Below are 25,289 nucleotides of genomic sequence, written 5' to 3' on the forward strand. Positions count from 1 at the left end.
CAGCCGTGAGCGGCGGCTTTAGCCCAACGCCTTCCGCCGGGCAAGGGCGTGCGCCTCCGCCCAGGCGGTGCCGAGCCAGGGGGCGATGTCCTCGGCGATCACGCCATCGCCGGACCGGCCGTGCCGGGCGAGTTGGGCGGCATGGCCGTGCAGCCAGACCGCAGCACAGGCGGCATCGAAATCGTCGATCCCGCGTGCCAGCAGGGCCCCGGTGATACCCGACAGCACGTCCCCTGCCCCGGCCGTCGCCAGCACCGGCGGCGCGTCGGTATTGATCGCGATCCGGCCATCGGGAGCGGCGATCACGGTATCGGTGCCCTTGAGCACCACCACCGCGCCGATCGCCTTCGCCGCCGCACGCACCTCGTCGGGGCGTCCGCGCCAGTCGGGCGAGGTGGACGAACGACCGAACACCTTCGCGAACTCGCCGACATGCGGGGTGACGATGCGCACGCCGCGCAGCCGCTTCGGCCGGCCGGCGCAGGCGGCGAGCGCGCCGGCATCGGCAATGACCTGGCGCCCGGCCTTGAGCAGCAGCTTCAGCGCCTCGCCCGCCTGTGCGGGCGGCAGGCCGGGGCCGCAGACCCAGGCGAGTCGGCGCGGATCGACGACCTGCGCCGAAAGCGGGGACGCATCGACGATCAGACCGGGATCGCCGGTCCGGTAGAGATCGGCGCCGCTCTCCGCGGCGATGGTGACCAACCCGGCGCCGGCACGGCGCGCGGCACCGGCGGCGAGACGCGCCGCACCGGTCATCTCGGCCGCACCGATCACGCCGACCGCGCCGCGGCTGTATTTGTGGCTGTCGCCGCCGCCGGCCGCGGTGTCGGGGGCGAGCGGCGGCAGCGTCCACAGTCCCGGGGCGTTGCGCCAGGCGTCGAGTTCCAAGCGCTCCAGAGCCGCAGGCGGGATGCCGATATCGACGATCTCCAACGTGCCGCACAGCGCCCGGCCGGGCAGCAGATAGTGGCCCGGACGCGCCCAGGACAGCGCGATGGTCAGGTCGGCGGCGCGCACCCTGCCCTTCGCCAGTCCGGTGGCGCCATCGAGGCCGCTCGGCACGTCGATCGCGGCCAGGGCAGGTGCTGCGGCGAGCAGATCGGCGACGCGGTCGTCGATGTCGCGGCTGAGCCCCGCGCCGAACACCGCGTCGACCACCAGCCCGGCACGGGCGGCCGCCTCGGGCAGGAACAGCGCGATGGGCCCGCGCCACCGCGCGGCCATCGCCGCCGCCGGACTGCCCTCGCGCGGCGGCGAGAGTGCTGCGACGCGCACCGGCCAGCCGGCACGTTCGAGATGACGCGCGACCACATAGCCGTCGCCGCCATTCGCACCCGGCCCGCAGGCGACCAGCACCGGGCGCGGCGTCCAGTGCCGCAGGATCGCACGCGCCGCCATCCGGCCGGCATTCTCCATCCAGGCCAGCACATCGCCAGCCGAATCGATGGCAGCGGTCTGCGCGGGGGTCAGCAGGGCGAGGCGGTTCGGTGCGGTCATCTCCCGTCCCAACGCGAAATCGCGTAGAGAGTGCCGCAACCGAACGCCGATCACGGAGCAATTCTCCCATGCCTGCCGCTTCAACCCTGTGGGGCCTCGTGCTCGCCATCCATCTGCTCGGCATGGCGGTCTGGGTCGGGGGCATGGCCTATGCGCTGTTCGTGCTGCGCCCCAGCCTCGGCCTGCTGGACGCCACCCCGCGCATCTCGGTGCATCTGCAGAGCCTGCACCGGTTCTTCCGCATCGTGTGGCATGCGATGCCGATGGTGCTGATTTCCGGCTGGGCAATGCTCTATGGCGTCTACGGCGCGGCGGCCAACGCGGAGTGGCACATCCAGGCGATGCAGGGGCTCGGGATCGTGATGGCGGCGGTATTCGCCTACATCTTCTTCGGCCCCTACCGCAGCCTGCGGCGGGCCATCCGCCCGGCACCGGCGACGCTGGAGAAGGTGCGCAGGCTGGTGTCGGTCAACCTGCTGCTGGGCGTGATCGTGGTGACGATCGCCGCCCTCGGTCACGCCTTCCCGGTCGCCGGCTGAGCCGCGTCATCAGCGCCAGTAGGGCGCAACCCAGACATTGCGCCAGCCGCGCCTGACCCAATGTCCCGGCACCCAGGCGTGGCGGTAGCGGACCGCCACATAGTGGCCCGGCACCCAGCCATAACCGCCGCCATTCCACTCCCATGCACCGCGCACCCAATACATTGCCGGACCGGGCGGCGGGGGTGGCGGGGGCGGTTCGAAACGGACCGGGGGTGGCGGTGGCGGCGGCCCCCAAGGCTGGGCGGCGGCGGGTCGGACCGCCACGCCGGACGCGAGTGCGGCGACCGCGAGCCCTCCCAGCACGACACTGCGCATCCGGGCCGGCAGGTGGGTGAACATCGGCAAACCTCCTTGTTGTCCTGCCGATGAAACGGGCGGATCGTGGCGTTTGCGCGGCGGCCGCGTCACATCATGTTGCCGCCGCGCGCGACGTCAGCCGAGCCGTGAGAGCGCGGCGTCGAGGCGCTCGATATCGGCGCTCCAGCCGGCGACGCGGTCGCGGTTCTCCTCCACCACCTCGGGCTTGGCGCGGGCGACGAAATCGGGATTGTCGAGCTTGCGCTGGCTCTTCTCGCGTTCCGCCACCAGACGTGCGCGCTCCTTGCCCAGACGCGCACGCTCGGCCTCGAGATCGACGATGCCCTCGAGCGGGATCACCAGCGTCGCCTCATCGAGCACGAGCTGTGCCGCACCCTTCGGCAACGAACCGCCGAGCACGGCGATCTCGCACACCCGTCCCATGCGACGCAGCGCCTCCGACCAGCGCTCCGCGCGCGCCAGGGTGCGCGGGGCCGCGTCGCGCAGCAGCAGCGGCGCCAGCACAGAGGGTGCCACGCCCATCTCCGTGCGCAGGGCGCGCAACTCGCCGATCAGCCGGGTCAGCCAGTCGATCTCCTCACGCGCCTCCGCAGCGCCCGCGGGCGCCAGGCCGGGCTGGGGCCAGTCCGCGGCGGCCAGCGTGCCCGATCCGCCGAAGCCGAACGACTCCCACAGCGTCTCGGTCACGAACGGCATCACCGGCTGCATCAGGCGCAGCAGCGTGCCGAGCACATGCGCGATCACCGCACGCAGCTCGTCCTGCGCCGCTCCCGCCTCGCCCGCCAGCAGGGGCTTGGCGAGTTCGAGCAGCCAGTCGCAGAACACGTTCCAGGTGAAACGGTAGAGGCTGGCGGCGTACTCGTCGAAGCGGAACGCCTCCAGCGCAGCCGTCGCCTCGGCGATCACCCGGTCGGTCTCGGAGAGAATCCAGTGCGAGATCGGCTGGGTGGCGGTGGCCGGGTCGAAGCCGGGCACCGGCGCGACGGCGTTCATCTCGCAGAAGCGTGCGGCATTCCACAGCTTGGTGACGAAGCTGCGATACTCCTTCACCCGCGACGGGCCGAGCTTGATGTCGCGGCCCGGACCGGTGAGCGCGCAGATGGTGAAGCGCAGCGCATCGGCGCCGAACTCGTCGATCAGCGTGATCGGATCGAGCCCGTTGCCGAGGCTCTTCGACATCTTGCGGCCCTGCTCGTCGCGCACCAGACCGTGCATGCACACGGTGCGGAACGGAACCTCGCCGGTGATGTGCAGGCCGAACATCATCATCCGGGCCACCCAGAAGAAGATGATGTCGAAGCCGGTGACCAGCACGTCGGTCGGATAGTAGCGCTCGAACTCGGGGGTCTTGCGGGGCCAGCCGAGGGTGGAGAACGGCCATAGCCCCGAGCTGAACCAGGTATCCAGCACGTCCGGATCCTGTTCGAGCGCGGTCTCGGTGCCGTAATGCACCCGCGCCTGCGCCTGCGCCTCCGCGGCATCGAGAGCGACGAAGACATGGCCGTCGGGGCCATACCAGGCCGGGATGCGATGCCCCCACCAGAGCTGGCGACTGATGCACCACGGCTTGATGTCGCGCATCCAGGCGAAGAAGGTGTTTTCCCAACTGCGCGGCACGAACACCGTGCGCCCCTGCTCGACCGCCTCGATCGCGGGCTTCGCCAGGGTGGCCGCGTCGCAGTACCACTGCGTGGTCAGGCGCGGCTCGACGATCGCGCCGCCGCGTTCGGCATGCGGCACCTGAAGCGTGTGCGGCTCGACGCGCTCGAGCCAGCCGAGGCGCTCGAGTTCGGCGACGATCGCGCGCCGCGCGGCCTCGCGGGGCTGGCCATCGATGCCGGTGACGAAATCGCGCGACGACAGGCCATCGATCTCGACCAGATCGCTCTCAATCTCGGCGATGGTCAGCTTCGCCTGCGCATCGAGAATGGTCGGCATCGGCAGGTCGTGGCGTCGGCCGACCTCGAAATCGTTGAAATCGTGCGCTGGCGTGATCTTGACCGCGCCGGTGCCCTTCTCGGGATCGGAATAGGCGTCGGCGACGATCGGGATCAGCCGGCCGGTCAGCGGCAGCACCACATGGCGGCCGACCAGGGCGGCATAGCGGTCATCCTCGGGATGCACCGCAACCGCCGAATCGCCGAGCATGGTCTCGGGGCGGGTGGTGGCCACCGTGATGGTCTCGTCCGTCGGCCGCCCGGCCGAATCGGCGAGCGGGTAGCGCAGATACCACATCGAGCCGCGCGTCTCGCGGTTCTCGACCTCGATGTCCGACAGCGCCGAGCCGAATTCCGGATCCCAGTTGACCAGCCGGCGGTCGCGATAGATCAGCCCCTCGCGAAACAGCCGCACGAACACCGTGCGCACCGCCTCCGACAGCCCCTCGTCCATGGTGAAGCGCTCGCGCGACCAGTCGGGCGAGGCGCCGAGGCGGCGGAGCTGGCGGGTGATGGTGTCGCCAGACTGCGCCTTCCACTGCCAGACGCGCTCGATGAAGGCGTCGCGGCCGATCTGCTTGCGGTCGATGCCGTCCTTCGCGAGCTGACGCTCGACCACCATCTGGGTGGCGATGCCGGCATGGTCGGTGCCGGGCTGCCACAGCGCATCGCGCCCTTCCATGCGGCGCCAGCGGACCAGCACGTCCTGGAGCGTGTTGTCGAGCGCGTGGCCGGCATGCAGCGTGCCGGTGACGTTCGGCGGCGGCATCATGATGGAGAAGGGTCGCTTGTTCGACTCCGGATGCGCCGCGAAACGGCCATCCGCCTCCCATTGCGCGTATTGGCGCTGCTCACTGGCGGCAGCATCGAACGACTTGTCGAGCATGGGGGTCAGGACGGGCTTTCGGCGTGGATCAGGAGAGCGCGGGTGTCCGCCCGCACGGGCGGCGGTGTCAACCCGCGCGCCCGCCGGACGTCAGGATGTGCCGGAGATGCGGGCGATCTCGGCGCGCACCATCCGCTCCACCATCGGCGGCAGGTGAACGTCGAGCCAGGTCCGCAGCAGCTCGCGGACCTCGTCACGCACCACATCCTCGATGGTCAGCCCACCGGACCGATAGACGGATGCGGACGGCTCGGCGGCCGGGGGGTGCTGGGCGGCAAGGGCCGCGCGCAGCGTGGCCAGCGACGCAGCGCTCTCGCTGGCCGGCCCCTCCCTGAGCAGCGGCTCCGCCGGGAGGTCCGACGGACCGGCGGCCTGCGGCAGGACTGTCTCGGCGATCTGCGGCTGGTGAAGATCGGCCACCGGCTCGGCCGCGGCCGGATGCACGGGCGCGGGCTCGGGGTCGACCCGCATCGAGCGATGCAGGTCGATCACCTCCTCCGCGGGAAGCTCGGCCGCGTCCGATGCGGACGCCTCTGCCTCGTCGGAATGCAGGATGCGCCGGATCGACGCGAGGATATCGTCCATATCGCCCTCGGTGCCATCGCCGGGGGCCTTCGATCCAGGTTCCATCGTCCGCACTCCCGTCATGGCCGTCACCGGCGCGCTGCCCGCTGCGTGGTCATCGTCCCGGCTGGGTCAGCGCGTAGTCGCCCGTGCCCCAGAGCCGGTTCTTGACCGCATTGTAATAGGCGGTGTCGTCATACAGCGGCACGTTGAGATGCAGGTCTCGCGCCGTCAGCCTGCCGGCGGCCTGCGCGGCCTGATAGGAGGCGTAGACCATGTTGCTGAGCGCCTGCACCAGCGAGACCTGGGCGGTCAGCAGGGTCTGCTGCTGCTGGAGCACCTCGAGCGTGGTCGAGGTGCCGACGATCGCCTGCCGCTCGACGCCGTCGAGCGCCACCACGCCGGCCCGGATGGCGGCGCGGCTGCTCTCGATCGAGGCGCGATAGGCGGTGAGGTTCTGCCAGGCCGCCACCGTCTGCTGCACCGCCTCGCGACGCTGCACATCGACCTGTCGGTGCGCCTGCTCGGCGGTCTGCCGCGCCTGACGCACGGCGGCATATTCGCTGCCGCCCTGATAGATCGGCACCTGGAGCTGCACGAGGGCGGCCAGGCCGCGCGAACTGTAGCCGGCCTGACCCTGGTTCTGGGTGTCATAGGCCTGACCTTGGAGACTGAGCTTGGGCATCAGCGCCGCGAAGGCGACATCCACCTGATCCTTGGCGGCGGATTCGGCGAACAGCGCCGCGACGACGTTGGGGTTGTTCTCGCCGGCGAGCGCGATGGCGTCTTTCTGGGTACGCACGGGCAGGGTCAGCGGCTGCGGTGGCTCCAGATTGGGCGCCGGGGGGGCGCCGACATACTGGGTGTAGGTGGCGATCGCGGTCTGGAGCGTGCCCTCGGATTGCTGACGCTGCGCCCGCGCGGTCGCGAGTGCGGATTCCGCCTGCGCGACATCGGTGCGGGTGATCTCGCCGACACGGAAACGGTCGGTGGTGGCGCGGACCTGTTCCTCGAGCACCTTCTCGTTGTTGGTGTTGAGCTGCACGAGCTGCTGGTCGAGCACCACCGAGATGTAGGAATTGACCACGTTGAGCATCACCTGCTGCTCGGTGGCGAGCAGGGTGGCGCGCTCCGACATCACGCGGTTGACGGCCTGATGCGTGGTCGCGGTGGTGCGACCGCCGGAATAGAGCGGCTGGTTGATGGTGCCCGACACGCTGTGACCGAAGGCATGCAGCGGCAGCAGGGTATTCTGACTGATGGGACGGCCGGCGGCGTCGACACCCCTCGACGTATAGTGCGAGTTACCGTCGTAGTAGCTCTCGGACGCGGTGATCGACACGGTCGGCCGCCACCCGGCGAGCGCGGTCGGCACGTCCTCGTCGACACTGCGCAGGTTTGCGCGCTCGGCCTTCAGCGTCGGATTGTTGAGATAGGCATAGGCCATCGCCTGCTGGAGCGTATGCGGCACCAGGGTGGGCGGGCCGCTGCCATCGTATTTCTGGGCACAGGCGGGACCGGCGCCGCCGAACGCGGTGCCTGCGCAGAGCAGGGCCGCAAGCCCGGCCCGGCGCAGCGGGAGGGGTGCGCCCGCGGCAGAAATGTCGTGAGATCCCATCCAGCTCCACTCCTGCGCCCGGCGGCCCTGTGCCGGCCCATCCGCCGCATCCATCGATGATACGGTGCGACCCGTTAAGAAAACCCCAAACATGCGGTCCCCGCCCTCAGAACACGAAGGCGGGCGCTGCGGCGAGTTCGGCGATCGGCCGCACCGCCGCGTCGAACAGTGGCACCGGTCGCAGACCGCCGCCCACCTCCTCGGCCAGCGACGCGCAGGCCACCCGCCCGGCCCGCTGCGGCGAGATCACCGTCACCACCCGGCCGCCGGCCCGAAGCTGGGCGGCGAGGGCGGACGGGATGCAGGCGACGGCGCCGTCGATGACGATCAGGTCGTAGGGCGCACCGGCGCCCACCCCGGCAGCGAGCGGGCCAACGCTCCAGATCACCGGCTCGACCGAGCGCCGGTCGGCGAAGGTATCGCGATCGGCGGTGAGCGACGCGCCGAGCGCGGCGAGCGCCGGATCGCTCTCCAGCGCCACCACCTCAGCCCCCAGGCAGGCCAGCAGGGCCGCGACATAGCCCGTCGCTGCACCGACCAGCAGAACCTTCTCGCCGGCGCGCACGCCCGCGGCCTGGACCAGCCGGGCAATCACCCGCGGCTCGGTGAGCGCGCGCCCGGAGGTGATCTCCACCTCGCCGTCGCGATAGGCCAGCAGCCGGGCCGCCTCGGGCACGAAACGCTCACGACGGATCTGCCGCATCGCCTCGATGATTCGCGGGTCGTTGACCTGGTTCGGCCGCACCTGCCCGTCGACCATCAACCCGCGTGCCTGGGCGAACGGATCGCTCCCGGACGGGTGATGACCGGCGATTCGGGAATCGCCGGCAACCAGACCCGATGGCGCAACCATGCTGAGACTCTGGCTCATCTGCCTATCCTGTCGAGACCGCATCCTGCCGGCGCACACGCGCCAGACCGGGCAAGTCTAGCCCGAAGCGCGCGCATCGCACAGCCCGCCTGACCGTATGGTCAATGGACGTGTCGCCGCAAGCACGTCGCCCGTCGCGCCCCTCGGGCCGTTCGACACTCCCTTGACCTCGACAGGCGCGCGCGACATACAGCGCGGACCCGCGCACCGAGGTCCGGTGGCAGAGTGGTGATGCAGCGGACTGCAAATCCGCGAATGTGGGTTCGATTCCCGCCCGGACCTCCATTGCCCGACAGACGGCCCCGCTCCTCAGACCCGCGCGTGAGCCAGATTCGCCTCGATCGCCAGCCGGGCAGTCTCCAGCATCGCGCGCAGATCCCCGCAGCTCGCGCCGTCGCGCGCCTGCACCGACATGCCCTGCAACAGCGCGCCGATGAACCGGGCGAGGCTGTCGGGGCGGGTTTGCGGGCGCATCTCGCCCTCCTCGACGGCGCGGCGGATGCGTGTCTCGATGGCGCCGAGCATGTCAGCGCGCAGCCGCGCCGCCATCGCCGCAAGGGTGGCGTGTTCCTCCGCGCAGGTCAGCAGCGCCGTGGCGATCATGCAGCCCTGTGGCTTGTCGGGACAGCAATAGGCGCGAGCCGAATTCTCCAGCAGACCAAGCAGGCTGGGCTGGATGCGGCTCTCGCGCTCGAGCGAATCGACGAAGGCGGACGCGACCTTCTGGCGGTACCAGCCAAGCGCCTCCTCGTAGAGCTCGGCCTTGGAGCCGAAGGCGGCGTAGAGGCTCTGCGCGGTGATGCCCATCGCGGCGGTGAGCACACTGATCGAGGCGCCCTCGTAACCCTGCGCCCAGAACGTCTCGACCGCCCGCGCCAAGGCCGCGGCCCGATCGAAGCCGCGCGGACGCCCGCGCGAACGGGTCGGCGCGGGAAGAGCGGGAGTCGACTGGGGGGAATTGGGCAGGTGGTCCATCACAGGTCTTGCCGCGTCGCGTCCTCTGCCGTCATCGAACCTCCATGTAGCGCGACTATCGCACGATTGAAGACAAACGGCGCCGCTCAGTGCATGGTCACCGCGCAAAGCAGCCAGCAGCAGCCGAGCCCGACCCCGCCCAGCGCCACGAGCCCGCGTGGCAGCGCGATACCGCCGATCAGCAGACTGCCCAGCAGCCACGACTCGGTGAAGGCGCGGAAATACGACAGCGGCTCGATCCACGGCCCCGTCATCACCAGCGTCATTGCCGCCAGCGGCGCCCAGGCGGCCGCCACCACGCGGCAGCCCGGATCGCGGACCGCGCGCGGCAGTGCCGCCAGCACGAACAGCGTCCACGCGCCGAGCCCGGCGATGGTGGCCGCGACGACCAGATGCAGGGTGGGGCCGAGGATGTGGCCCATGCCGTGATAGGCAGGGCGGCCGTGCAGCGCGTCCGACAGGGCGCCCAGCATCCCTTCCAGCGGCCAGCCGAGATTGGCCGCGCCCTCCGCCGCCGAGGCGGTCTGACCGAAGGCGTGATGGAGCACGAGCTGCCATGCCACCGCCGGCAGTAGCGCCGCGGCCGAGGCGGCGAGAAGCCGCAGCTCGGTCGGGTCGGTGCGCCGGCGCACGAGCCCTGCAAGGCAGCGGCACCCGTACAGCAGGCCGAGACCGGCCAGGGCGAGAATCCCCGTCTCCCGGGTCAGGCAGGCCGCCGCGCCGGCCGCGAACAGCGCCAGCGGAGAACGCGCGATCGCGGCCCGCACCGCGAGCAGCACCAGGGCGGCGGAGCAGATCTCGGTGGTGTCGCGCATGAGCGAGATCACGAAGCCCGGCCAGGCCAGCATCGCCAGGCAGCACCAGCGCGGCCGGCCGAGCGTGCGCGACAGATCCGCCGCCAGCCAGGCAATCAGGCCAAGCCCGGCCAGATTGAGGCCCAGCATCGCGTCGGCGACCAGCCCGGGCCGGCCCAGCGACACCCCCCAGGCAAGCAGCGGATAGAACACGCGCATCATGCGCAGCGACGGCGCGTCCAGCGTGATGCCATGCGCGGTGGGTACGAGAGCGAACGGGTCGAGGGCGATGCGGTAGTAGAACTGCCCGTCGAAACCCGGGCTGTGCGGCCGCACCACGATCGGCGCCGGCAATGCTGCGGGATCGACGAACAGGTCGCCGGCGATGACGAAGACGGAGGCATCGCCCTGGGCGCGGATGAGCGGCGGCAGCAGGATCAGCCCGTACACCAGCACCACGATCGCGGCGAACCACGCCGCGAAACGCCCGTCGGCGCGGCCTGCCACGATCGCCATCAGAGCGAGAGCATCAGCCGGATGTTCTGGATCGCCGCACCCGAGGCCCCCTTGCCCAGATTGTCGAGCCGCGCGGTCAGCACCGCCTGGCCGAGGCGGGCATTGCCGTGCACCCGCAGCTCGAGCCGGTCGCTGCCGGCCAGTTCCTCCCCCGTCAGGCGCTCTTCCGGGCGGCCCGGCAGCACGCTCACATGCGCGCTACCGGCATAATGCGCGGCCAGCGTCTCGTGCAGGAGCTGCGGCGTGGGTCTTCCCGGCAGGGCGGCGAGATGCAGCGGGATCGACACGATCATCCCCTGCGCGAAATGCCCGACGGAGGGGACGAAGATCGGTCGTGTGGTGAGCCCGCTGCGGGCGACGATCTCGGGGATATGCTTGTGCTCGAGGCCGAGCGCGTAGAGATGGAACGCTGGGCCACCATCGGCCTCGTGATCGGCGATCATCGACTTGCCACCCCCGCTGTAGCCGCTGATCGCATTGATGGTCAGCGGTGTCGCGGGCGGGATGATGCCACTCGCCACCAGCGGGGCGAGCAGGGCGATCGCGCCGGTCGCGTAGCAGCCGGGATTGGAGACGCGCGCGGCCTCGGCGATCAGCGCCGGCTGCGCGGCGGCGAGTTCGGGGAAGCCATAGACCCAGTCGGGCGAGACGCGATGCGCGGAGCTCGCGTCGAGGAGCCGGGGCTGCTCCGCGCCTTCAATGGACGCGGCCATCGCCGACGCTTCGACCGATGCCGCATCCGGCAGGCAGAGCACGACGAGATCGGCGGCGCGCATCAGTGCGAGGCGGGCCTCGCGGTCCTTGCGGCGGTCCGGATCGATGCTGAGCACGGTGACGGGAAGGTCGCGCAGGCGCTCGCGGATGCCGAGCCCCGTGGTGCCTGCCTCGCCATCGATGAAGATCGTCGGTGCCATCGTCCCTGTCATGCTCCGTGCAGGGTGTGGAGATAGTCCGAAAGACGGCAGATGCGAAGCGCCGCATGACGCTCCCGGCAGGGTCGCCACCTTCGTGGAGCAGCGCGGGACACAGAGCCAGGACGCAAAAAGGGGGTGGGCCATTGGCCCACCCCCTTTTTCGTGTACCGATCGCGGATCGGCGACCCCGACACTCTCGCTGGTCGAGACCCCCGCGCCGGATCAGCGCTTCGAGAACTGGAAGCTGCGACGGGCCTTCATCTTGCCGTATTTCTTGCGCTCGACGACACGCGGATCGCGGGTGAGGAAGCCGGCGGCCTTGAGGATGCCGCGCAGCCCCGGCTCGTAATAGGTGAGCGCACGGCTCAGGCCATGGCGCAGCGCACCGGCCTGACCCGAGAGCCCGCCACCCTTCACCGTGCAGAACACGTCGAACTGGTTGTAGCGATCGGCGACCAGGAACGGCTGGGTGAGCAGCATGCGCAGCACCGGACGGGCGAAATAGGTGCCGACCGGCTTGCCGTTGACGATGATGTCGCCCTTCCCCGGCTTGATCCAGACACGGGCGATGGCGTTCTTGCGGCGGCCCGTCGCGTAGGAACGACCCTGCGCGTCGCGCTTCGGCTCGCGGGGCGCGTTCTCCGAGGAGGTGGCGATGTTGAGGCTGCCGAGATCAGCGAGCGAGCCGGTGCCGACGGGGCGGACTTGGGTTTCGGACATGATGTTCAGGCCCCGATCGAGCTGCTGTTGACGCTGTTCTTGCGGTTCAGCGCGGCGACGTCGAGTGCGACCGGCTGCTGACCGTCATGCGGGTGGGTGGTGCCGCCATAGACGTGCAGGTTGCGCATCTGCTGGCGCTGGAGCGGGCCGCGGGTGATCATCCGCTCGACCGCCTTCTCGATGAGGTGGCCGGGGTTCTTGCCCGACAGGCGCTGGGCGACGGTGCGCTGCTTGATGCCACCCGGATAGCCGGTGTGGTAGTGGAACAGCTTCTGGCCAGCCTTGTTGCCGGTCAGCTTCACCTTCTCGGCGTTGATGACGACGACGTGGTCGCCGCAATCGATATGCGGGGTGAACTGGGCCTTGTGCTTGCCGCGCAGGCGGTTGGCGATGATGACGGCGAGACGGCCGAGCACCAGACCTTCCGCGTCGATCAGCACCCAGTTCTTGGAAACCTCCGCAGGCTTCAGCGAGAGGGTGGATTTCATGAGACGCTATTCCATCGACAGAATCAGAGTGGCGCGGGTTATGGAGAGACGGAGGCGGCGCGTCAACGCTTTTCTGCATGAAACATGCGGCGATATCGCTGAAAATACGATGGATTTCATGTCTGGTATGATGATACCGGACAAGCTCGAGGGAGACAGACCGGATGGCGCGGATCAATTTCGTCGAGTTGCCAGCGGCAGGGTTCGTCGCCTCACGACGCTTCTATACCGAGGCGTTCGGCTGGGAGATGACCGGTTTCGGGCCGAGCTATGCCTGCACGATGACCGGCGATGTCGATCTCGGGTTGCAGGGCGATGCCGTCGAGGCCACGGCCGCGCCATTGCCGGTGATCGAGGTCGGCGATCTCGAGGCGGCGTTGGCTTCAGTGCGGGAGGCGGGCGGGCAGATCAGCAAGCCGGTATTCGGCTTCCCGGGCGGGCGGCGATTCCATTTTCGCGACCCGAGCGGCTGCGAGCTGGCGGTGATGCAGGCGGACGCGACCCAGGGATAGGCGCCGTGCCAAGCCGGGGTCAGCGCGTCGGGCTGGCGCCGATGAACGGCAGCGGCGCGCCGGCACCGAGATATTGGGGCATGGTGCCGGTCCAGCGGTCGAGCGCCTTGGCCTGGAGCAGTGACGGCGTCAGCGAGGCAGAGATCAGCGCGTTGGCCTTGGACTGCGCCTCGGAGGTGACCAGCAGCGCCTGCGCCTCGCCCTGGGCGTTGGCGATCTGCGCCTCGGCGTGGGCTTTGGCCTCCACCACCTGCTTCTGGGCGACGATCTTCGTCTGGTCCAGCGTATACTGCGCCTGGAGTGCCTGCTGCTGGGCGATCTGCTTGGCCTCGATCGCTTGGTCATATGCCTGCGAGAAGGCGAAATTGGCGATGTTCACGGCCTCCACATTGAGGTGGTAGGGCACCAGCGAGCGCACCACCAGCTCCTTGATCTGGCCGTCGACGATGTCGCGCTTGGTGACCAGTTCCTCGGCATTGTAGGCGGCGGTGACGGCCTTGACGTCGTTGGACACGGTCGGCGCGATGATGCGGCGGCCGAACGTGTCGAAATCGCGGAAATCGCGCCAGAAGCCGGGCGCATCGGCCGGGTTGAGGTGAAAGGTGACGGAGACCGAAGTGTGCACCGTCTGGAGATCGTGCGTGGCACCCAGCTCGTCGGAGGTGACGGTCTGCGGCTGGGTCGAGACCAGCTCGATGCGCTGGTAGAACGGCACCGTCACATGCAGCCCGGGGCCGAGCGCGGTGGGCTGCACCGATCCGAAATCGAGCAGCACGCCGCAATAGCCCGACGAGATCTGCCGGAAGGTACCGGCGAAAAGGAACAGCACCGCGAACAGCAGCGCCAGCCCGCCGACGATGCGCATCGGCGACGGCCAGCGGAAGGAGGGCGCGCGCGGCAGCCGGCCGCCCTGTCCGGGAAGCAGCCAGGGCGAGGGAGGATCGGGGTCGGCCATCGCGAATCACTCTACGATCATGGCAGAACGGCGCAATGACCCAGAAAATCCATGTCATCGGCGCCTCGGGCCGCTCGGGCCTGGCCGTCAGCCGCGCCCTGGCCGCTCGCGGCGCGTCGGTGGTGCCGGTGGTGCGCAACCCGGCGCGCTGGCGGCCCATCGCCGGGTCGGAGGCGCCGCGGATCGCCGACCTGACCGACCCGCGCGCGCTGGCAGAGGCGATCGGCGATGCGCAGGCGGTGATCTCGTGCGCGCATGCGCGCCATATCGGCGCGATCCTGACCGCGACGCAGGCCCGGCGGCTGGCCTTCCTCGGCAGCACGCGGCGATTCACCCGATGGCCCGATTCACACGGCGACGGGGTGATCGCCGGCGAGGCGGCGCTGCGGAGCTCCGGACGTGCGGGGGTGCTGCTGCACCCGACGATGATCTATGGCGCGGCCGGCGAGGACAATGTCCGGCGGCTGGCGGCCCTGCTGCGTCGGCTGCCGGTGGTGCCGCTGCCGGGCGGCGGCCGCGCCCTGGTGCAGCCGGTTTATCAGGATGATGTCACACAGGCGCTGTGCGCGGTGATCGAGCGGGACTGGAGCGGACCGCAGAGCTTCGTCATCGCCGGACCGGAGGCAATGCCGTATCGCGATTTCGTCGCCGCGGTCGCACGGGCGGCGGGACTGAGGCGGCCACGGTTCGTGGGCGTGCCGGCGGCTGCACTGATCGCGGCAAGCCCGCTCACATTGCTGCCCGGCCTGCCGCGCATCCGCGGTGCCGAGATCCGCCGCTTGCTGGAGGACAAGGCGTTCGACATCGCGCCCGCACGCGCAGCGTTCGGCTTCGCACCCATCAGCCTCGCGCAGGGCCTGGCGTCGACGTTCCGTCCAGACGCGCCCTGAGCCGGGCGAGGTCGTCGGGCGTGTTGACGTTGTCGAGGCTTCCGGCGGGCAGTTCCTCCGCCCGCGCCCCGATCGCGCGGGCATAGTCCGACACGCGCGGGCCGCGCGAGGCCACCGCCAGCATGTCGCGCAGCACGCGACGCGACGCGACCGGCCACATCCCGACCAGCCAATGCATCCGCCCCCCGCTGGCGGCATGGGCGGGCGCAGACCCGAGGCGTTCGACCAGATCGTGCGGGATCAGCGGCGTGTCGCCCGGCACGGTGACGAGAATCTCAGCCCCCTGCCCCGCCGCCCAGTCCAGCCCGGCCAGCACGCCGGACAGCGGCCCCATATCGGCAAATTCATCGGCCAGCACTGGCATGCCGAAGACGGAGAAACGCGCCGGATCGCCATTCGCGCTGATCGCCAGACGATCGACCTGGGCCTCAAGCCGCGCCAGCACATGCTCGAGCAGGGTGTGCCCGCCCGCCATCAGCAACGGCTTGTCGCCGCCCCCCATTCGCGAGGCCAGACCGCCCGCCAGGATCAACCCGACCTTCAAGATGTGATGGGTCGAAAGCCGGGACAGATCGCCCCGGTCCTGTTCGACAGAATGCTGGGGCGAACGACGGGGCTCGAACCCGCGACATCCAAGACCACAACCTGGCGCTCTACCAACTGAGCTACGTCCGCCACAGCGGCGCTCGCTTTACGGAAACGAGGCAGGCGCGTCAAGCGATGGACGGGCGGTTTGGGGCATAAGCCAGGCGTGCAGGCGCGAGACCGCCTCGTCGAGCACGCGCTCGCGCTTGCAGAAGGCGAAACGCACGCAGCGGCCCTCGAGTCCGCTGGTGGCACCGTCATAGAAGGCGGAGAGCGGGATCGCGGTGACGCGGGCCTCCCGGGTCATGCGCTGGCAGAAGGCGAGGTCGTCCTCTCCGGGGCGCAGATGGGCGGAAATATCGGCAATCAGGAAATAGCTGCCGTCGCAACCGAGCACGTCGAGGCCGAGCGCGCGCAGGCCGGCCGCCAGCCGGTCGCGCCGCGCCGCGAGGGTGGCGGCGAGCTGCGCGAAATAGGCATCGTCGAGACCCAGGCCGAGGGCGGTGGCGCGCTGGAGATTCGGCGCGGTGGTGAAGGTGAGATTCTGGTGCGCCTTGGCAATGGTGGGCGCGAGCGAGGCGTCGGCGGTGACGTAGCCGACCTTCCAGCCGGTGAAGGAGAAGGTCTTGCCGGCGCTGCCGATGCGGATCGCACGATGGCGCATGCCGGGCAGCGTCATCAGCGGGATGTGGCGCGCCGCGCCGAAGACGAGATGCTCGTACACCTCGTCGCAGACCGCATAGGCGTCGTGGCGTTCGAGCAGGCCGGCGAGGACGGCCAGCTCCTCGCGGGTGAACACCTTGCCGGTCGGGTTCATCGGCGAGTTGAACAGCAGCGCCTTCGTCTTCGGCCCGAATGCCGCCTCGAGGGCGGCGACCGGCAGGCGCCAGTCGGGCGGCTCCAGCCGCACCAGGCGCGGGGTGGCACCAAGCAGGCGCAGGGTCGGCAGGTAGGTGTCGTAGAGCGGTTCGATCACCACCACCTCGTCGCCGGGCGCGACCAGTGCGGCGAGCGAGGCGGCGAGCGCCTCCGTCGCACCCGAGGTGACGATCACCTCGCGGGCGGGGTCGATCTCGAGGCCGTGGAAACGACGGTTGGCGGCCGCCACCGCCTCGCGCAGCACGGGCAGGCCGGTCAGCGGCGGATACTGGTTGCGCGCCTCGCCCAGATCTGGATCGGACAGGGTCCGGGCGGCCTCGGCGACCAGCTCGGCCGGGCCCTCGGTGTCGGGGAAGCCCTGGCCGAGATTGATCGCCCCATGCTCCGCGGCGAGGGCGGACATCACCGTGAAGATGGTGGTGGGCAGGGCCGACAGACCGGGGTTGAGCGGCTTCATCTGACTGTTTCACACCTTGGACAAGGCGGGCGACGCGGATTGCCCACGTGCGGTCCGCATGCGAATTTCGCCTCCAGCGACGGAGACGGACATGAAGAAGATCGAGGCGGTCATCAAGCCCTTCAAGCTCGACGAGGTCAAAGAGGCGCTGCAGGAGATCGGCCTGCAGGGCATCACGGTGATCGAGGCGAAGGGATTCGGGCGCCAGCGTGGCCATACCGAGCTCTATCGGGGCGCGGAATACGTGGTGGATTTCCTGCCCAAGGTGAAGATCGAGCTGGTCTGCGAGGACAGCCTGGTCGAGCGCGCGGTGGAGACGATCATCGCGGCCGCCCATACGGGGCGGATCGGCGATGGCAAGATCTTCATCTCGCCCGTCGAGGAGGTGATCCGGATCCGGACCGGGGAGCGTGGCGAGGACGCCATCTGAAAAGAGCCGGCGCGATTTGTGCGCAACGACCCACATGAAACGGTTGCGTGACGTTTTTCGTGCCTGTTCCCCCTTGCGAGAGGGCGCGGTTCCGGCCCAAAAATGTGCAGCCGTTTCGAGTTCGACGGACACCGCGCAACAATCGGCAAGACGCGGCCTTCCGAGTTTCCACTTGCTGCATCAAGGAGCAGAGACAGCCTATGGCCAAGAAACCCGCGGCTTCGGCAGCGCCAGCCCCGTCGGCCGGCATCCCCAAGGCCGACCCGGCAGCGGTCGCCAAGGTGATGGCCATGCTCAACGAGCATTCGGTCGAATATGTCGATCTCCGCTTCACTGACCCGAAAGGCAAGTGGCAGCACACCACCCAGCACGTCTCGACCATCGAGCCGGACGTGTTCACCGACGGCTTCATGTTCGACGGCTCGTCGATCGGCGGCTGGAAGGCGATCAACGAGAGCGACATGATCCTGCTGCCCGACGCGAGCACGGCGGTGATGGACCCGTTCGCCGCCAAGCCGCAGTTGATCCTGATCTGCGACATCGTCGAGCCCTCGACCGGCCAGTACTACAACCGCGATCCGCGCAGCACGGCCAAGCTGGCCGAGGCCTATCTGAAGTCCACCGGGCTCGGTGACACCGCCTTCTTCGGTCCCGAGGCCGAGTTCTTCGTCTTCGACAGCGTCAAGTTCGGCGTCGGCCCGAACTTCGCCCTCTACCAGCTCGACAGCGTCGAGGGCCCCGGCGCCTCGCTGAAGGACTACCCCGAAGGCAACATGGGCCACCGTCCGGTGGTCAAGGGCGGCTACTTCCCGGTCCCGCCCGTCGACAGCGAGAACGACCTGCGCGCCGAGATGCTCTCGACGATGGGCGAGATGGGCCTGGCGATCGAGAAGCACCATCACGAGGTCGCCCAGAGCCAGCACGAGCTCGGCACCAAGTTCGGGCCGATGGTGCGCATGGCCGACGAGATGCAGATCTACAAATACTGTATCCACAACGTCGCGCACAGCTACGGCAAGACCGCGACCTTCATGCCGAAGCCGATCTATGGCGACAACGGCTCGGGCATGCATGTGCACCAGTCGATCTGGAAGGACGGCAAGCCGACCTTCGCCGGCAATGCCTATGCCGACCTCTCCGACACCGCGCTCTACTATATCGGCGGCATCATCAAGCACGCCAAGGCGCTCAATGCTTTCACCAACCCGTCGACCAACTCCTACAAGCGGCTGATCCCGGGCTTCGAGGCGCCGGTGCTGCTGGCCTATTCGGCCCGCAACCGCTCCGCGTCCTGCCGCATCCCGTATGCGACCAACCCGAAGGCCAAGCGCGTCGAGGTCCGCTTCCCCGACCCGACCGCCAACCCCTACCTCGCCTTCGCGGCGATGCTGATGGCAGGCCTCGACGGCATTCTCAACAAGATCCATCCCGGCGAGGCGATGGACAAGGATCTCTACGACCTGCCCCCCGAGGAACTGGCCGAGATCCCGACCGTCTGCGGCTCGCTCCGCGAGGCGCTCGACTCGCTCGCCGCCGATCACGACTTCCTGCTCGCCGGCGGCGTGTTCACCAAGGACCAGATCGAGAGCTACCTCGAGCTGAAGTGGAAGGATGTGTATCGCTTCGAGCACACGCCGCACCCGGTCGAGTTCGAGATGTACTACTCGGTCTGACGCCGTAAGCCGGGGCCAAGTGCCCCGACTGCCCGATGATGTTCAGAAAATCCCGGCTTCGGCCGGGATTTTTTTTGCGGTGTCGCCACCACGTCGAGAGCGATCGGATACTTGAAGTATAGCGAAAAACGTTACTTTGATTATGAAGTATAGCCAGAATTTATTGTTCATAAACGCACTATAAAAATACCGTATATTTGCATAAAGTTTGCATAAAAATCACGATCCCGTCTATTTGCCTTGCTCCCACGACCCGTCACCTCCCTGCGCACACAGCACCCGTGCTGCGGAGAGGTCCGGTTCGACACCCTGGAGCGCAGATGTACGAGACCCTTTCCCAACCGGCGGCACGGCCGCGACACGCACGATGCGGACGCCCCTCGCGCGCGTTCCTGTGCTCCAGTGTCGCGCTCATCACGCTCCTGCATCACGCGCCGGCCCGCGCCGCCGGCGATCCGGCATCCTCGGCGGCGCCCCAGCCTCGCCATGCCCAGGCGCCTGCGACGAAGGCGCATCCTCGCCACGCTGTCGCTCAGACCATCTCCGATGTGGTGGTGACCGCGGTTTCGGCCGCCGGGCGCGCACAACGCAGGCCCGAGAGCCTCTCGGTCGTCGATGGTGCGCAACTGCGCGCGCGCGGCATCCAGTCCTTTGCGACCCTTGCCCAGTCCACCCCGGGGGTGTCGCTCAAGAGCGAGGGACCCAGCCAGACCGAAATCGAGATGCGCGGCATCACCGCCAATGGCGGCAATGCGCCCACGGTCGGGTTCTACCTGGGCAACCTCGCGCTCACCGGACCGGCCGGCGCGCAGAACGGCCACGTCGTGATCGACCCGTCGCTGTATGATCTCAACCGCATCGAGATCGCACGCGGTCCCCAAGGCACCGATGGTGGCGTGATGGCGCTGGCCGGCAGTGCGCGCCTCATCCCCAACGCCCCCGACACCAGCGCCTATCACGGCGCGATGAACAGCATCCTGTCCGGCACCGATGGCGGCGGCTTCAATCACGATGACAATCTGATGCTCAATCTGCCGCTGGTCCGCGACAAGCTCGCCCTGCGGCTGGTCGGCAGCGAGCAATACACCAACGGCTGGATCGACCGGATCGTCGCGGCCCCCTTTCCCCAGGCCGGGGGCGAGCCCGTCGGAACGGTGCGCGGCGACGTGCGCGATGCGCCGGTCGTGGCGCGCCATCCCGGCTCGAATGCCGCGCAGAACTACGCCACCCGCGCCAGCCTGCTGTGGCAACCGACGGAGCGTATCACCGTCTCGCCCTCCTTCTTCTACGAGACCAGCCATCAGGACGGCATCAGCGCCTTCGACAGCGATCCCGGCACGCAGGCACACTACCAGCCCTTCGACATCGCCGAGCCGCTGACGGACCGGATCGCGATCTACGGGCTCGATGCGAGCTACCGGTTCGATGCCTTCAAGGTGTCGTCGATCTTCGGCTACTGGACGCGCCATTCGACCCAGACCGAGGAAGCCTCGGAAAGCTTCAACAATCCCTTCCAGGCGCTGACCGTCGACGCCAATCCGCCGTTCCATGGCCCGTCGGGAACCGGGCCGGAATACGGCCATGAAATCGATCCCTCGCGGCAGTACAGCGAGGAACTGCGCTTCAGTTCCCTTGGTGGCAGCCGCCTGGGCTGGACCGGCGGCTTCTATTTCAGTCGATTCTCGTCGACGTGGAATTTCGACGGCACCACGCCGAACGCGGCGCCGTATGAGGACCTCGGCACACTCGGCCCGGCCACGACACCGGACTGGTTCGACGCCGATGCCCGCACGGCCGAATCACAATATGCTGTCTACGGCAACGTGCACTACAGCCTCACCCCCAAACTGACCGCACAGCTCGGCCTGCGGCTGACGCGCTACGATTACAGCTTCGCCTCCTGCATCAGTGGCTGGGGCTCGGGCCTGGGTGCCGCGACCCCGTCCTGCACCGGCGATGTCAGGCTGCACAACAACGACGCCAGCCCGAGCTTCAACCTGTCCTACAGGCTGGATCCACGCACCCTGTTCTATGTGAACATCGCGCGCGCGATGCGCCCGGCCGGCGGCAATTCGATCTACCCGACCACCGGCGGGGTGTGGGGGCCCGTCTTCCAGCAGTTCGGGTTCAACGGCAGTCGCTGGCCGCTCACCTACAAGCCCGATACGATGTGGAGCTACGAGGCAGGCACCAAGACCCGTTTCTGGCACGATCGCATCACCCTCGATGCCGACCTCTACGCAGAGGACTGGCAGCACATCCAGCTCGAGGCCCTTCCCGCCGACTGGGCGCTGAACATCAACGGCCGCCACGCGACGATCTTCGGCGGAGAGGTCCAGGCACAGGCCGTGCTCGGCGCAGGCTTCACGCTGCAGGCCACGGCAAGCTACCTGCACGAACATCTCGACGGCGGCGATCACTGGGTGATCACGCCGAGCGATGTCCTGCCGGAGGTCGCACGGGTCGTACAGAGCACGGTGCTGTCGTATTCCCACCCGCTCGACGCGACCTACAGCCTGATCGGCAACATCCAGAACTCGTTTACCGGCCCGAGATACTCGATCGCCTTCCCGGTGATCGGCGGCACGTTTGCCGGCAACGGTGCCTGGACCCGTCTGAAGGGCTACGATCTGACCGATTTGCGTCTCGGCCTGCGATCGGCGCGCGGCTGGAGCATCACCGCGTTCGTCGACAACGTCTTCAACACACGCGCCCGGCTCGAGAGCCTGTTCCAGGAGAACCTGCCGACGCCGACCTACAACCGCATCGTCACCAACCAGCCCCTCACGGGCGGCATCGATCTCAACGCCACGTTCTAAGCGTGTCACGGACCCGAACTCGCGGGGACGTACCGCTTCGAACGATAACTGCGCCTTTAGAGTGCTAAATATACCATACAGACCAAAAACAGAGCAATTTAAAATCAACTGAATTGCAATAATTTGCAATCCGTGACATGGCTGTTTCCTATAGGGAGGCAGCCATGTCACTTTCCGGATGCTCACATCCGGCCCGGTTCAAAGGGCCATTTTTCGCTTTTGCGTTCGTGGCAGCGTACTCGAGCGGGCCCGGAGAGGCCCGCGCGCAGAGTGCGCAGCCGATAGTCAACACGACCACCCCCGCAACCGCGCCGGCAGACGCATGGAGTGACTGGTTCTCCGGCATCACCGTGCAAGGCCTGGCCAATGCCGGCGCGACGTTCAATCCGGACGGGCCGAAATACAATTTCGGCAACTTCCTTTCCGACCACGCCAACCAGTTCAACCTCAACCAGCTCGCGCTCACGGTCGCCAAGGCCACCGACCCGACCAAGGCGGAGTTCCAGCTCGGTTTCACGCTGGAAGCGCTCTACGGCTCGGATGCGCGCTACTATCACCTGCTCGGCGTGTCGGATAAATGGATCTCGTCGCGCTACCAGCTCATCCCCGCACAGGCGCATATCGATGCGCATATCCCGCTGCTGACCAAGGGTGGCATGGAGCTGCAGGCCGGCATCCTGCAGGCGCCAATGGGCGTCGAGGTGCTCGATCCGTCGGTGCGCCCGTTCTACACGCTCGCCTATACATCGGAATATTCGGTGCCGTTCGAGCATGTCGGCGCGATGTTCCGACTGCACGTCTCCGATCACTGGGACGTGCTGTGGGGGGTCGATACCGGCAACCAGACCACCTTCGGCCGGCATGACAACAACGACGAGGCGGCGGGCTATTTCGGCGCCTCGTCGACCGGGCTGCTCGGCGGCAACCTCGCGGTCAACTGGCTCAGCCGGATCGGGCCCGAGAACGCCGTCGCGGTGCTGGGGCCGGTGGCCAACAGCCGCATGCGCTACTGGAACGACATCAACGCCGCCTACACGCTCAACCCCAAGACCACGCTGACCGCGGAAGTGAACTTCCTGCATGATGCGGGGCTGCGCGCCGAGACCTGGAGCTTCGTGACGTTCGCGTCCTATCAGCTCAACAAGACCTGGACGCTGAACTATCGCGGCGAGCTGTACCGCGACAACACCGGCTTCTTCGTCGTCAACTTCCTCAATAACCGCGCCTACATGGAGGCGGTGGCCGGGCAGAGTGTGCCCTACCAGTTCGCTGCCCCCACCACCTATGGCGCGCTCACGCTGGGTGCGTCGTATCACCCCGATCTCGGCCACGGCATCCGTGTGTTCCAGCTCCGCCCCGAGATCCGCTTCGACCGGGCGCTGAACGGCACCCATGCCTTCAACGACCAGACCGATGTCGGCGCCTTCACCCTCTCCACAGACGCTGTCATCGGGTTCTGATCACCCTTCGCCGGAGAGCTCGCGACGACGGTTCTCGAGTTCTTCGGTGTAGCGCCGCAGGGCGTACTGCTCGGAGAGGATGCCGATCACCTGTCGGCGCTCGGTGTCCTCGACCACCACCAGCGCGTCGCTCTCCGAACGCTCGAAGGCGGCGATCGCCTCCTTGACCGACATCTGCGGGCGCAGCATCGCGTTCGCGTCGTGCAGCAGGCCGCTCAGGCCCCGCGCCTCGGCGGCTGCATCGCGCGCGGCGTGCAGCTCCGCCACCGCCACTTGGCCGAGATAGCGCGACTGCGCATCCACCACCACCACACGCTCCGCCGCCCCGAGCGGGAAGGCACGGCGCACCGCGGCGATCGGCGTGTCGATCCGCGTCGTGCGCACGTCGCGACGCATCATCCGGCCCACGGTGAGCGAGCGCATCCAGCCGACATCCACCGCGCTGCGGATGCTCTCGCCGCGTAGATGGAAGCGCCAGGTGGCGAAGGAGTAGCCGAAGGTCCGCCGCACGGTGAGGGCCGAGACCACGGATGCGACCATCACCGCCATGGTCAGCGGCAGCGAGCCGGTCGATTCCAGCGCGAGGAAACCCATGGTGAACGGGCCGCCGACCACGGCGACGGCGAAGGCGCTCATGCCGATCACCGCATAGACGGTCAGCGGCAGGGTCTGGCTGGTGATGAAGGAAAGCGTCTCGCCGAACAGGTCGCCGGTCAGCGTGCCAAGCAGCAGGGAGGCGAAGAACAGGCCGCCGCGGAAGCCGGTGCCGATCGAGATCGATGAGGCCAGCGCCTTGAGCAGCAGGATCAGTGCCGCCTGCTGGAGGCCGAACTGCATGTTCAGCGCCAGGCGCAGGGCCGCATGGCCAGAGGACAGCACCGCCGGGGTGACCAGCGCGAGCCCGCCGACGCACAGCCCGCCGATGCCGGGACGCAGCCAGCCAGGCACGCGGCTGCCGCGGAAGATGCTTTCGGTGAGGGTGACGCCGCGCATCAGGGCGACCCCGGCGAGCGCGCTGACCACACCAAGCGCGACCACCGACAGATAGTCGAGCCCACCCATCGAGACGGTGACCGGCACGTCGAGGCTGATGCTGTTGCCGCCGATCAGATGGGTGACGAGGATCGCGCAGCAGGCGGCGGCCACGACCGGCGCGAGGGCGGCGAGCGTGTAGGTGCCGATGACCAGTTCGAAGGCATAGAACGCGCCGGCCAGCGGCGCGTCGAAAGCGGCGGCGATCGCACCGGCCGCACCACAGCCGACCAGCAGGCGCAGATCGCCGCGTCGGACGCGGAAGCTGCGCCCGATGCGCGAGCCGATCGCCGAACCGATCTGGGTATAGGCGGCCTCCAGCCCGACCGAGGCACCGACGCCGTTGGACATCACGGTCTGGATCACCACCACGATGCTGTCGCGCAACGACATCCGTCCGCCGTACAGCGCATTGGCCTCGATCGGGTCGATCGGTCGGCCGGGGGCGAGGCGGGCCAGAAGCAGACCGGTCCCGCCGAGCGCCAGCCCGCCCAGGGTCGGCACCAGCAAGGCGCGGGCCGGCTCGATCCAGTCCAGCCCTGACAGGCGCCCATCCGGATCGACGTCGAACAGCACCCGGTGCATCAGCGTGGTGGCATCGTTGATCGCCACCACCATCAGCCCGCACAGCGAGCCGAGGATGGCGGCCAGCGCGACGAACCACAGCTCGTCGGTGCGGACCAGCGCGCGCAACGTCTGCGGCGCGTGCACGATGCGATCGGCCACCGCCGACCCCACCGCGGCGGGCGTGCGAAGGGCATGTCGCAGGCGCGCCGTCTGGGCGTGACCAAGGCCGAGATCGTTGGCCTGCGCCGAACGCATCTGCGAATCAAGAGACGGGGCCGGACCGCCGAGGTCGACCACGCCACGCTCATCGTCGCCGGCGGCCTGCTCCGGCCTGATCTTCTCGTCGGCCTCCTGCATCGCAGCGGGATTCCCTGCTCTGTCAGGCAGTCT

Annotated in this window: 22 protein-coding genes and 2 tRNA genes; 8 read left to right on the forward strand and 16 right to left on the reverse strand. The window is 68.6% G+C overall.

Annotated features, from left to right (window positions below; genetic code table 11):
* Positions 1 to 18: 18 nt before the first annotated feature.
* A complete protein-coding gene (locus FHR90_RS06510; RefSeq protein ID WP_183274943.1) occupies positions 19 to 1,497 on the reverse strand; it encodes an NAD(P)H-hydrate dehydratase in 1,479 nt (492 codons plus the stop codon).
* A gap of 68 nt (positions 1,498 to 1,565) precedes the next feature.
* Between FHR90_RS06510 and FHR90_RS06515 the strand changes: the two genes are divergently transcribed.
* Positions 1,566 to 2,036: a CopD family protein gene (locus FHR90_RS06515; protein ID WP_176626465.1), complete on the forward strand. Its 471-nt coding sequence runs from the start codon at positions 1,566 to 1,568 to the stop codon at positions 2,034 to 2,036.
* 9 nt (positions 2,037 to 2,045) lie between these two features.
* Here the strand turns inward: FHR90_RS06515 and FHR90_RS06520 are convergent, their stop codons facing one another.
* The 5 genes from FHR90_RS06520 to FHR90_RS06540 form a co-directional block, all read right to left on the reverse strand.
* Positions 2,046 to 2,378: a hypothetical protein gene (locus FHR90_RS06520; RefSeq protein ID WP_246330076.1), complete on the reverse strand. Its 333-nt coding sequence runs from the start codon at positions 2,376 to 2,378 to the stop codon at positions 2,046 to 2,048.
* A gap of 93 nt (positions 2,379 to 2,471) precedes the next feature.
* Positions 2,472 to 5,180 (reverse strand): valine--tRNA ligase, encoded by a 2,709-nt coding sequence (locus FHR90_RS06525; RefSeq protein ID WP_183274944.1) that lies wholly within the window; start codon positions 5,178 to 5,180, stop codon positions 2,472 to 2,474.
* 90 nt (positions 5,181 to 5,270) lie between these two features.
* Complete coding sequence (locus tag FHR90_RS06530; RefSeq protein WP_183274945.1) at positions 5,271 to 5,810, reverse strand: DUF2497 domain-containing protein; 540 nt, start codon at positions 5,808 to 5,810, stop codon at positions 5,271 to 5,273.
* A 49-nt stretch (positions 5,811 to 5,859) separates the two neighbouring features.
* The gene (locus FHR90_RS06535) at positions 5,860 to 7,362 is read right to left on the reverse strand and encodes a TolC family outer membrane protein (protein WP_176626102.1); all 1,503 of its coding nucleotides are present in this window, start codon (positions 7,360 to 7,362) and stop codon (positions 5,860 to 5,862) included.
* A gap of 106 nt (positions 7,363 to 7,468) precedes the next feature.
* Positions 7,469 to 8,233, reverse strand: a complete 765-nt coding sequence (locus FHR90_RS06540; protein WP_246330077.1) for a protein-L-isoaspartate O-methyltransferase family protein — start codon at positions 8,231 to 8,233, stop codon at positions 7,469 to 7,471.
* Positions 8,234 to 8,444: 211 nt separating this feature from the next.
* Here FHR90_RS06540 and FHR90_RS06545 point away from each other — a divergent pair.
* Positions 8,445 to 8,518, forward strand: a tRNA-Cys gene (locus FHR90_RS06545).
* 24 nt (positions 8,519 to 8,542) lie between these two features.
* Here the strand turns inward: FHR90_RS06545 and FHR90_RS06550 are convergent.
* From FHR90_RS06550 to rplM, 5 genes are all read right to left on the reverse strand, one after another.
* A complete protein-coding gene (locus FHR90_RS06550) occupies positions 8,543 to 9,208 on the reverse strand; it encodes a TetR/AcrR family transcriptional regulator (RefSeq protein WP_176626265.1) in 666 nt (221 codons plus the stop codon).
* 86 nt (positions 9,209 to 9,294) lie between these two features.
* A complete protein-coding gene (locus FHR90_RS06555) occupies positions 9,295 to 10,518 on the reverse strand; it encodes a hypothetical protein (protein WP_183274946.1) in 1,224 nt (407 codons plus the stop codon).
* Entirely contained in the window at positions 10,518 to 11,444 is a 927-nt protein-coding gene (gene argC, locus FHR90_RS06560) for an N-acetyl-gamma-glutamyl-phosphate reductase (RefSeq protein WP_176624847.1), read from the reverse strand. Before argC ends, FHR90_RS06555 begins: the two co-directional genes overlap by 1 nt.
* 210 nt (positions 11,445 to 11,654) lie before the next feature.
* Entirely contained in the window at positions 11,655 to 12,152 is a 498-nt protein-coding gene (rpsI, locus tag FHR90_RS06565) for a 30S ribosomal protein S9 (protein WP_176624845.1), read from the reverse strand.
* 5 nt (positions 12,153 to 12,157) lie between these two features.
* Positions 12,158 to 12,640, reverse strand: coding sequence for a 50S ribosomal protein L13 (rplM, locus tag FHR90_RS06570; RefSeq protein ID WP_176624843.1), 483 nt, complete (start codon positions 12,638 to 12,640; stop codon positions 12,158 to 12,160).
* Positions 12,641 to 12,804: 164 nt separating this feature from the next.
* Here rplM and FHR90_RS06575 point away from each other — a divergent pair, with 164 nt between their 5' ends.
* Positions 12,805 to 13,152: a VOC family protein gene (locus FHR90_RS06575; RefSeq protein ID WP_176624841.1), complete on the forward strand. Its 348-nt coding sequence runs from the start codon at positions 12,805 to 12,807 to the stop codon at positions 13,150 to 13,152.
* A 19-nt stretch (positions 13,153 to 13,171) separates the two neighbouring features.
* Here the strand turns inward: FHR90_RS06575 and FHR90_RS06580 are convergent, their stop codons facing one another.
* Positions 13,172 to 14,107, reverse strand: coding sequence for a prohibitin family protein (locus FHR90_RS06580; protein ID WP_176624839.1), 936 nt, complete (start codon positions 14,105 to 14,107; stop codon positions 13,172 to 13,174).
* A gap of 35 nt (positions 14,108 to 14,142) precedes the next feature.
* On the opposite strand from FHR90_RS06580, the gene FHR90_RS06585 reads away from it, so the two are divergent.
* Positions 14,143 to 14,997: an NAD(P)H-binding protein gene (locus tag FHR90_RS06585; protein WP_183274947.1), complete on the forward strand. Its 855-nt coding sequence runs from the start codon at positions 14,143 to 14,145 to the stop codon at positions 14,995 to 14,997.
* Here FHR90_RS06585 and mobA read toward each other — a convergent pair.
* From mobA to FHR90_RS06600, 3 genes are all read right to left on the reverse strand, one after another.
* Complete coding sequence (gene mobA / locus FHR90_RS06590) at positions 14,948 to 15,541, reverse strand: molybdenum cofactor guanylyltransferase (protein WP_176626379.1); 594 nt, start codon at positions 15,539 to 15,541, stop codon at positions 14,948 to 14,950. The genes FHR90_RS06585 and mobA overlap by 50 nt on opposite strands.
* A gap of 55 nt (positions 15,542 to 15,596) precedes the next feature.
* A tRNA-His gene (locus FHR90_RS06595) sits at positions 15,597 to 15,672 on the reverse strand.
* A gap of 16 nt (positions 15,673 to 15,688) precedes the next feature.
* Positions 15,689 to 16,918 carry an aminotransferase gene (locus tag FHR90_RS06600; protein WP_183274948.1) on the reverse strand — a complete coding sequence of 410 codons (1,230 nt, stop codon included), beginning with the start codon at positions 16,916 to 16,918 and terminating at the stop codon, positions 15,689 to 15,691.
* 91 nt (positions 16,919 to 17,009) lie between these two features.
* On the opposite strand from FHR90_RS06600, the gene FHR90_RS06605 reads away from it, so the two are divergent.
* The 4 genes from FHR90_RS06605 (at position 17,010) to FHR90_RS06620 (ending at position 23,300) form a co-directional block, all read left to right on the forward strand.
* On the forward strand, positions 17,010 to 17,348 hold the full coding sequence (locus tag FHR90_RS06605; RefSeq protein WP_176622530.1) for a P-II family nitrogen regulator: 339 nt from the start codon (positions 17,010 to 17,012) through the stop codon (positions 17,346 to 17,348).
* Between the two features lie 200 nt (positions 17,349 to 17,548).
* Positions 17,549 to 19,021 (forward strand): type I glutamate--ammonia ligase, encoded by a 1,473-nt coding sequence (gene glnA, locus FHR90_RS06610; protein ID WP_176622532.1) that lies wholly within the window; start codon positions 17,549 to 17,551, stop codon positions 19,019 to 19,021.
* Between the two features lie 320 nt (positions 19,022 to 19,341).
* Positions 19,342 to 21,840 (forward strand): TonB-dependent receptor, encoded by a 2,499-nt coding sequence (locus FHR90_RS06615; RefSeq protein ID WP_176622534.1) that lies wholly within the window; start codon positions 19,342 to 19,344, stop codon positions 21,838 to 21,840.
* 227 nt (positions 21,841 to 22,067) lie between these two features.
* A complete protein-coding gene (locus FHR90_RS06620; RefSeq protein WP_266152796.1) occupies positions 22,068 to 23,300 on the forward strand; it encodes an outer membrane beta-barrel protein in 1,233 nt (410 codons plus the stop codon).
* On the opposite strand, the gene FHR90_RS06625 is transcribed toward FHR90_RS06620, so the two are convergent.
* On the reverse strand, positions 23,301 to 25,256 hold the full coding sequence (locus FHR90_RS06625; protein WP_246330079.1) for a chloride channel protein: 1,956 nt from the start codon (positions 25,254 to 25,256) through the stop codon (positions 23,301 to 23,303).
* Between the last annotated feature and the right edge of the window lie 33 nt (positions 25,257 to 25,289).

This window comes from Endobacter medicaginis, assembly GCF_014192375.1.
GTDB classification, from domain to species: Bacteria; Pseudomonadota; Alphaproteobacteria; order Acetobacterales; family Acetobacteraceae; genus Endobacter; species Endobacter medicaginis.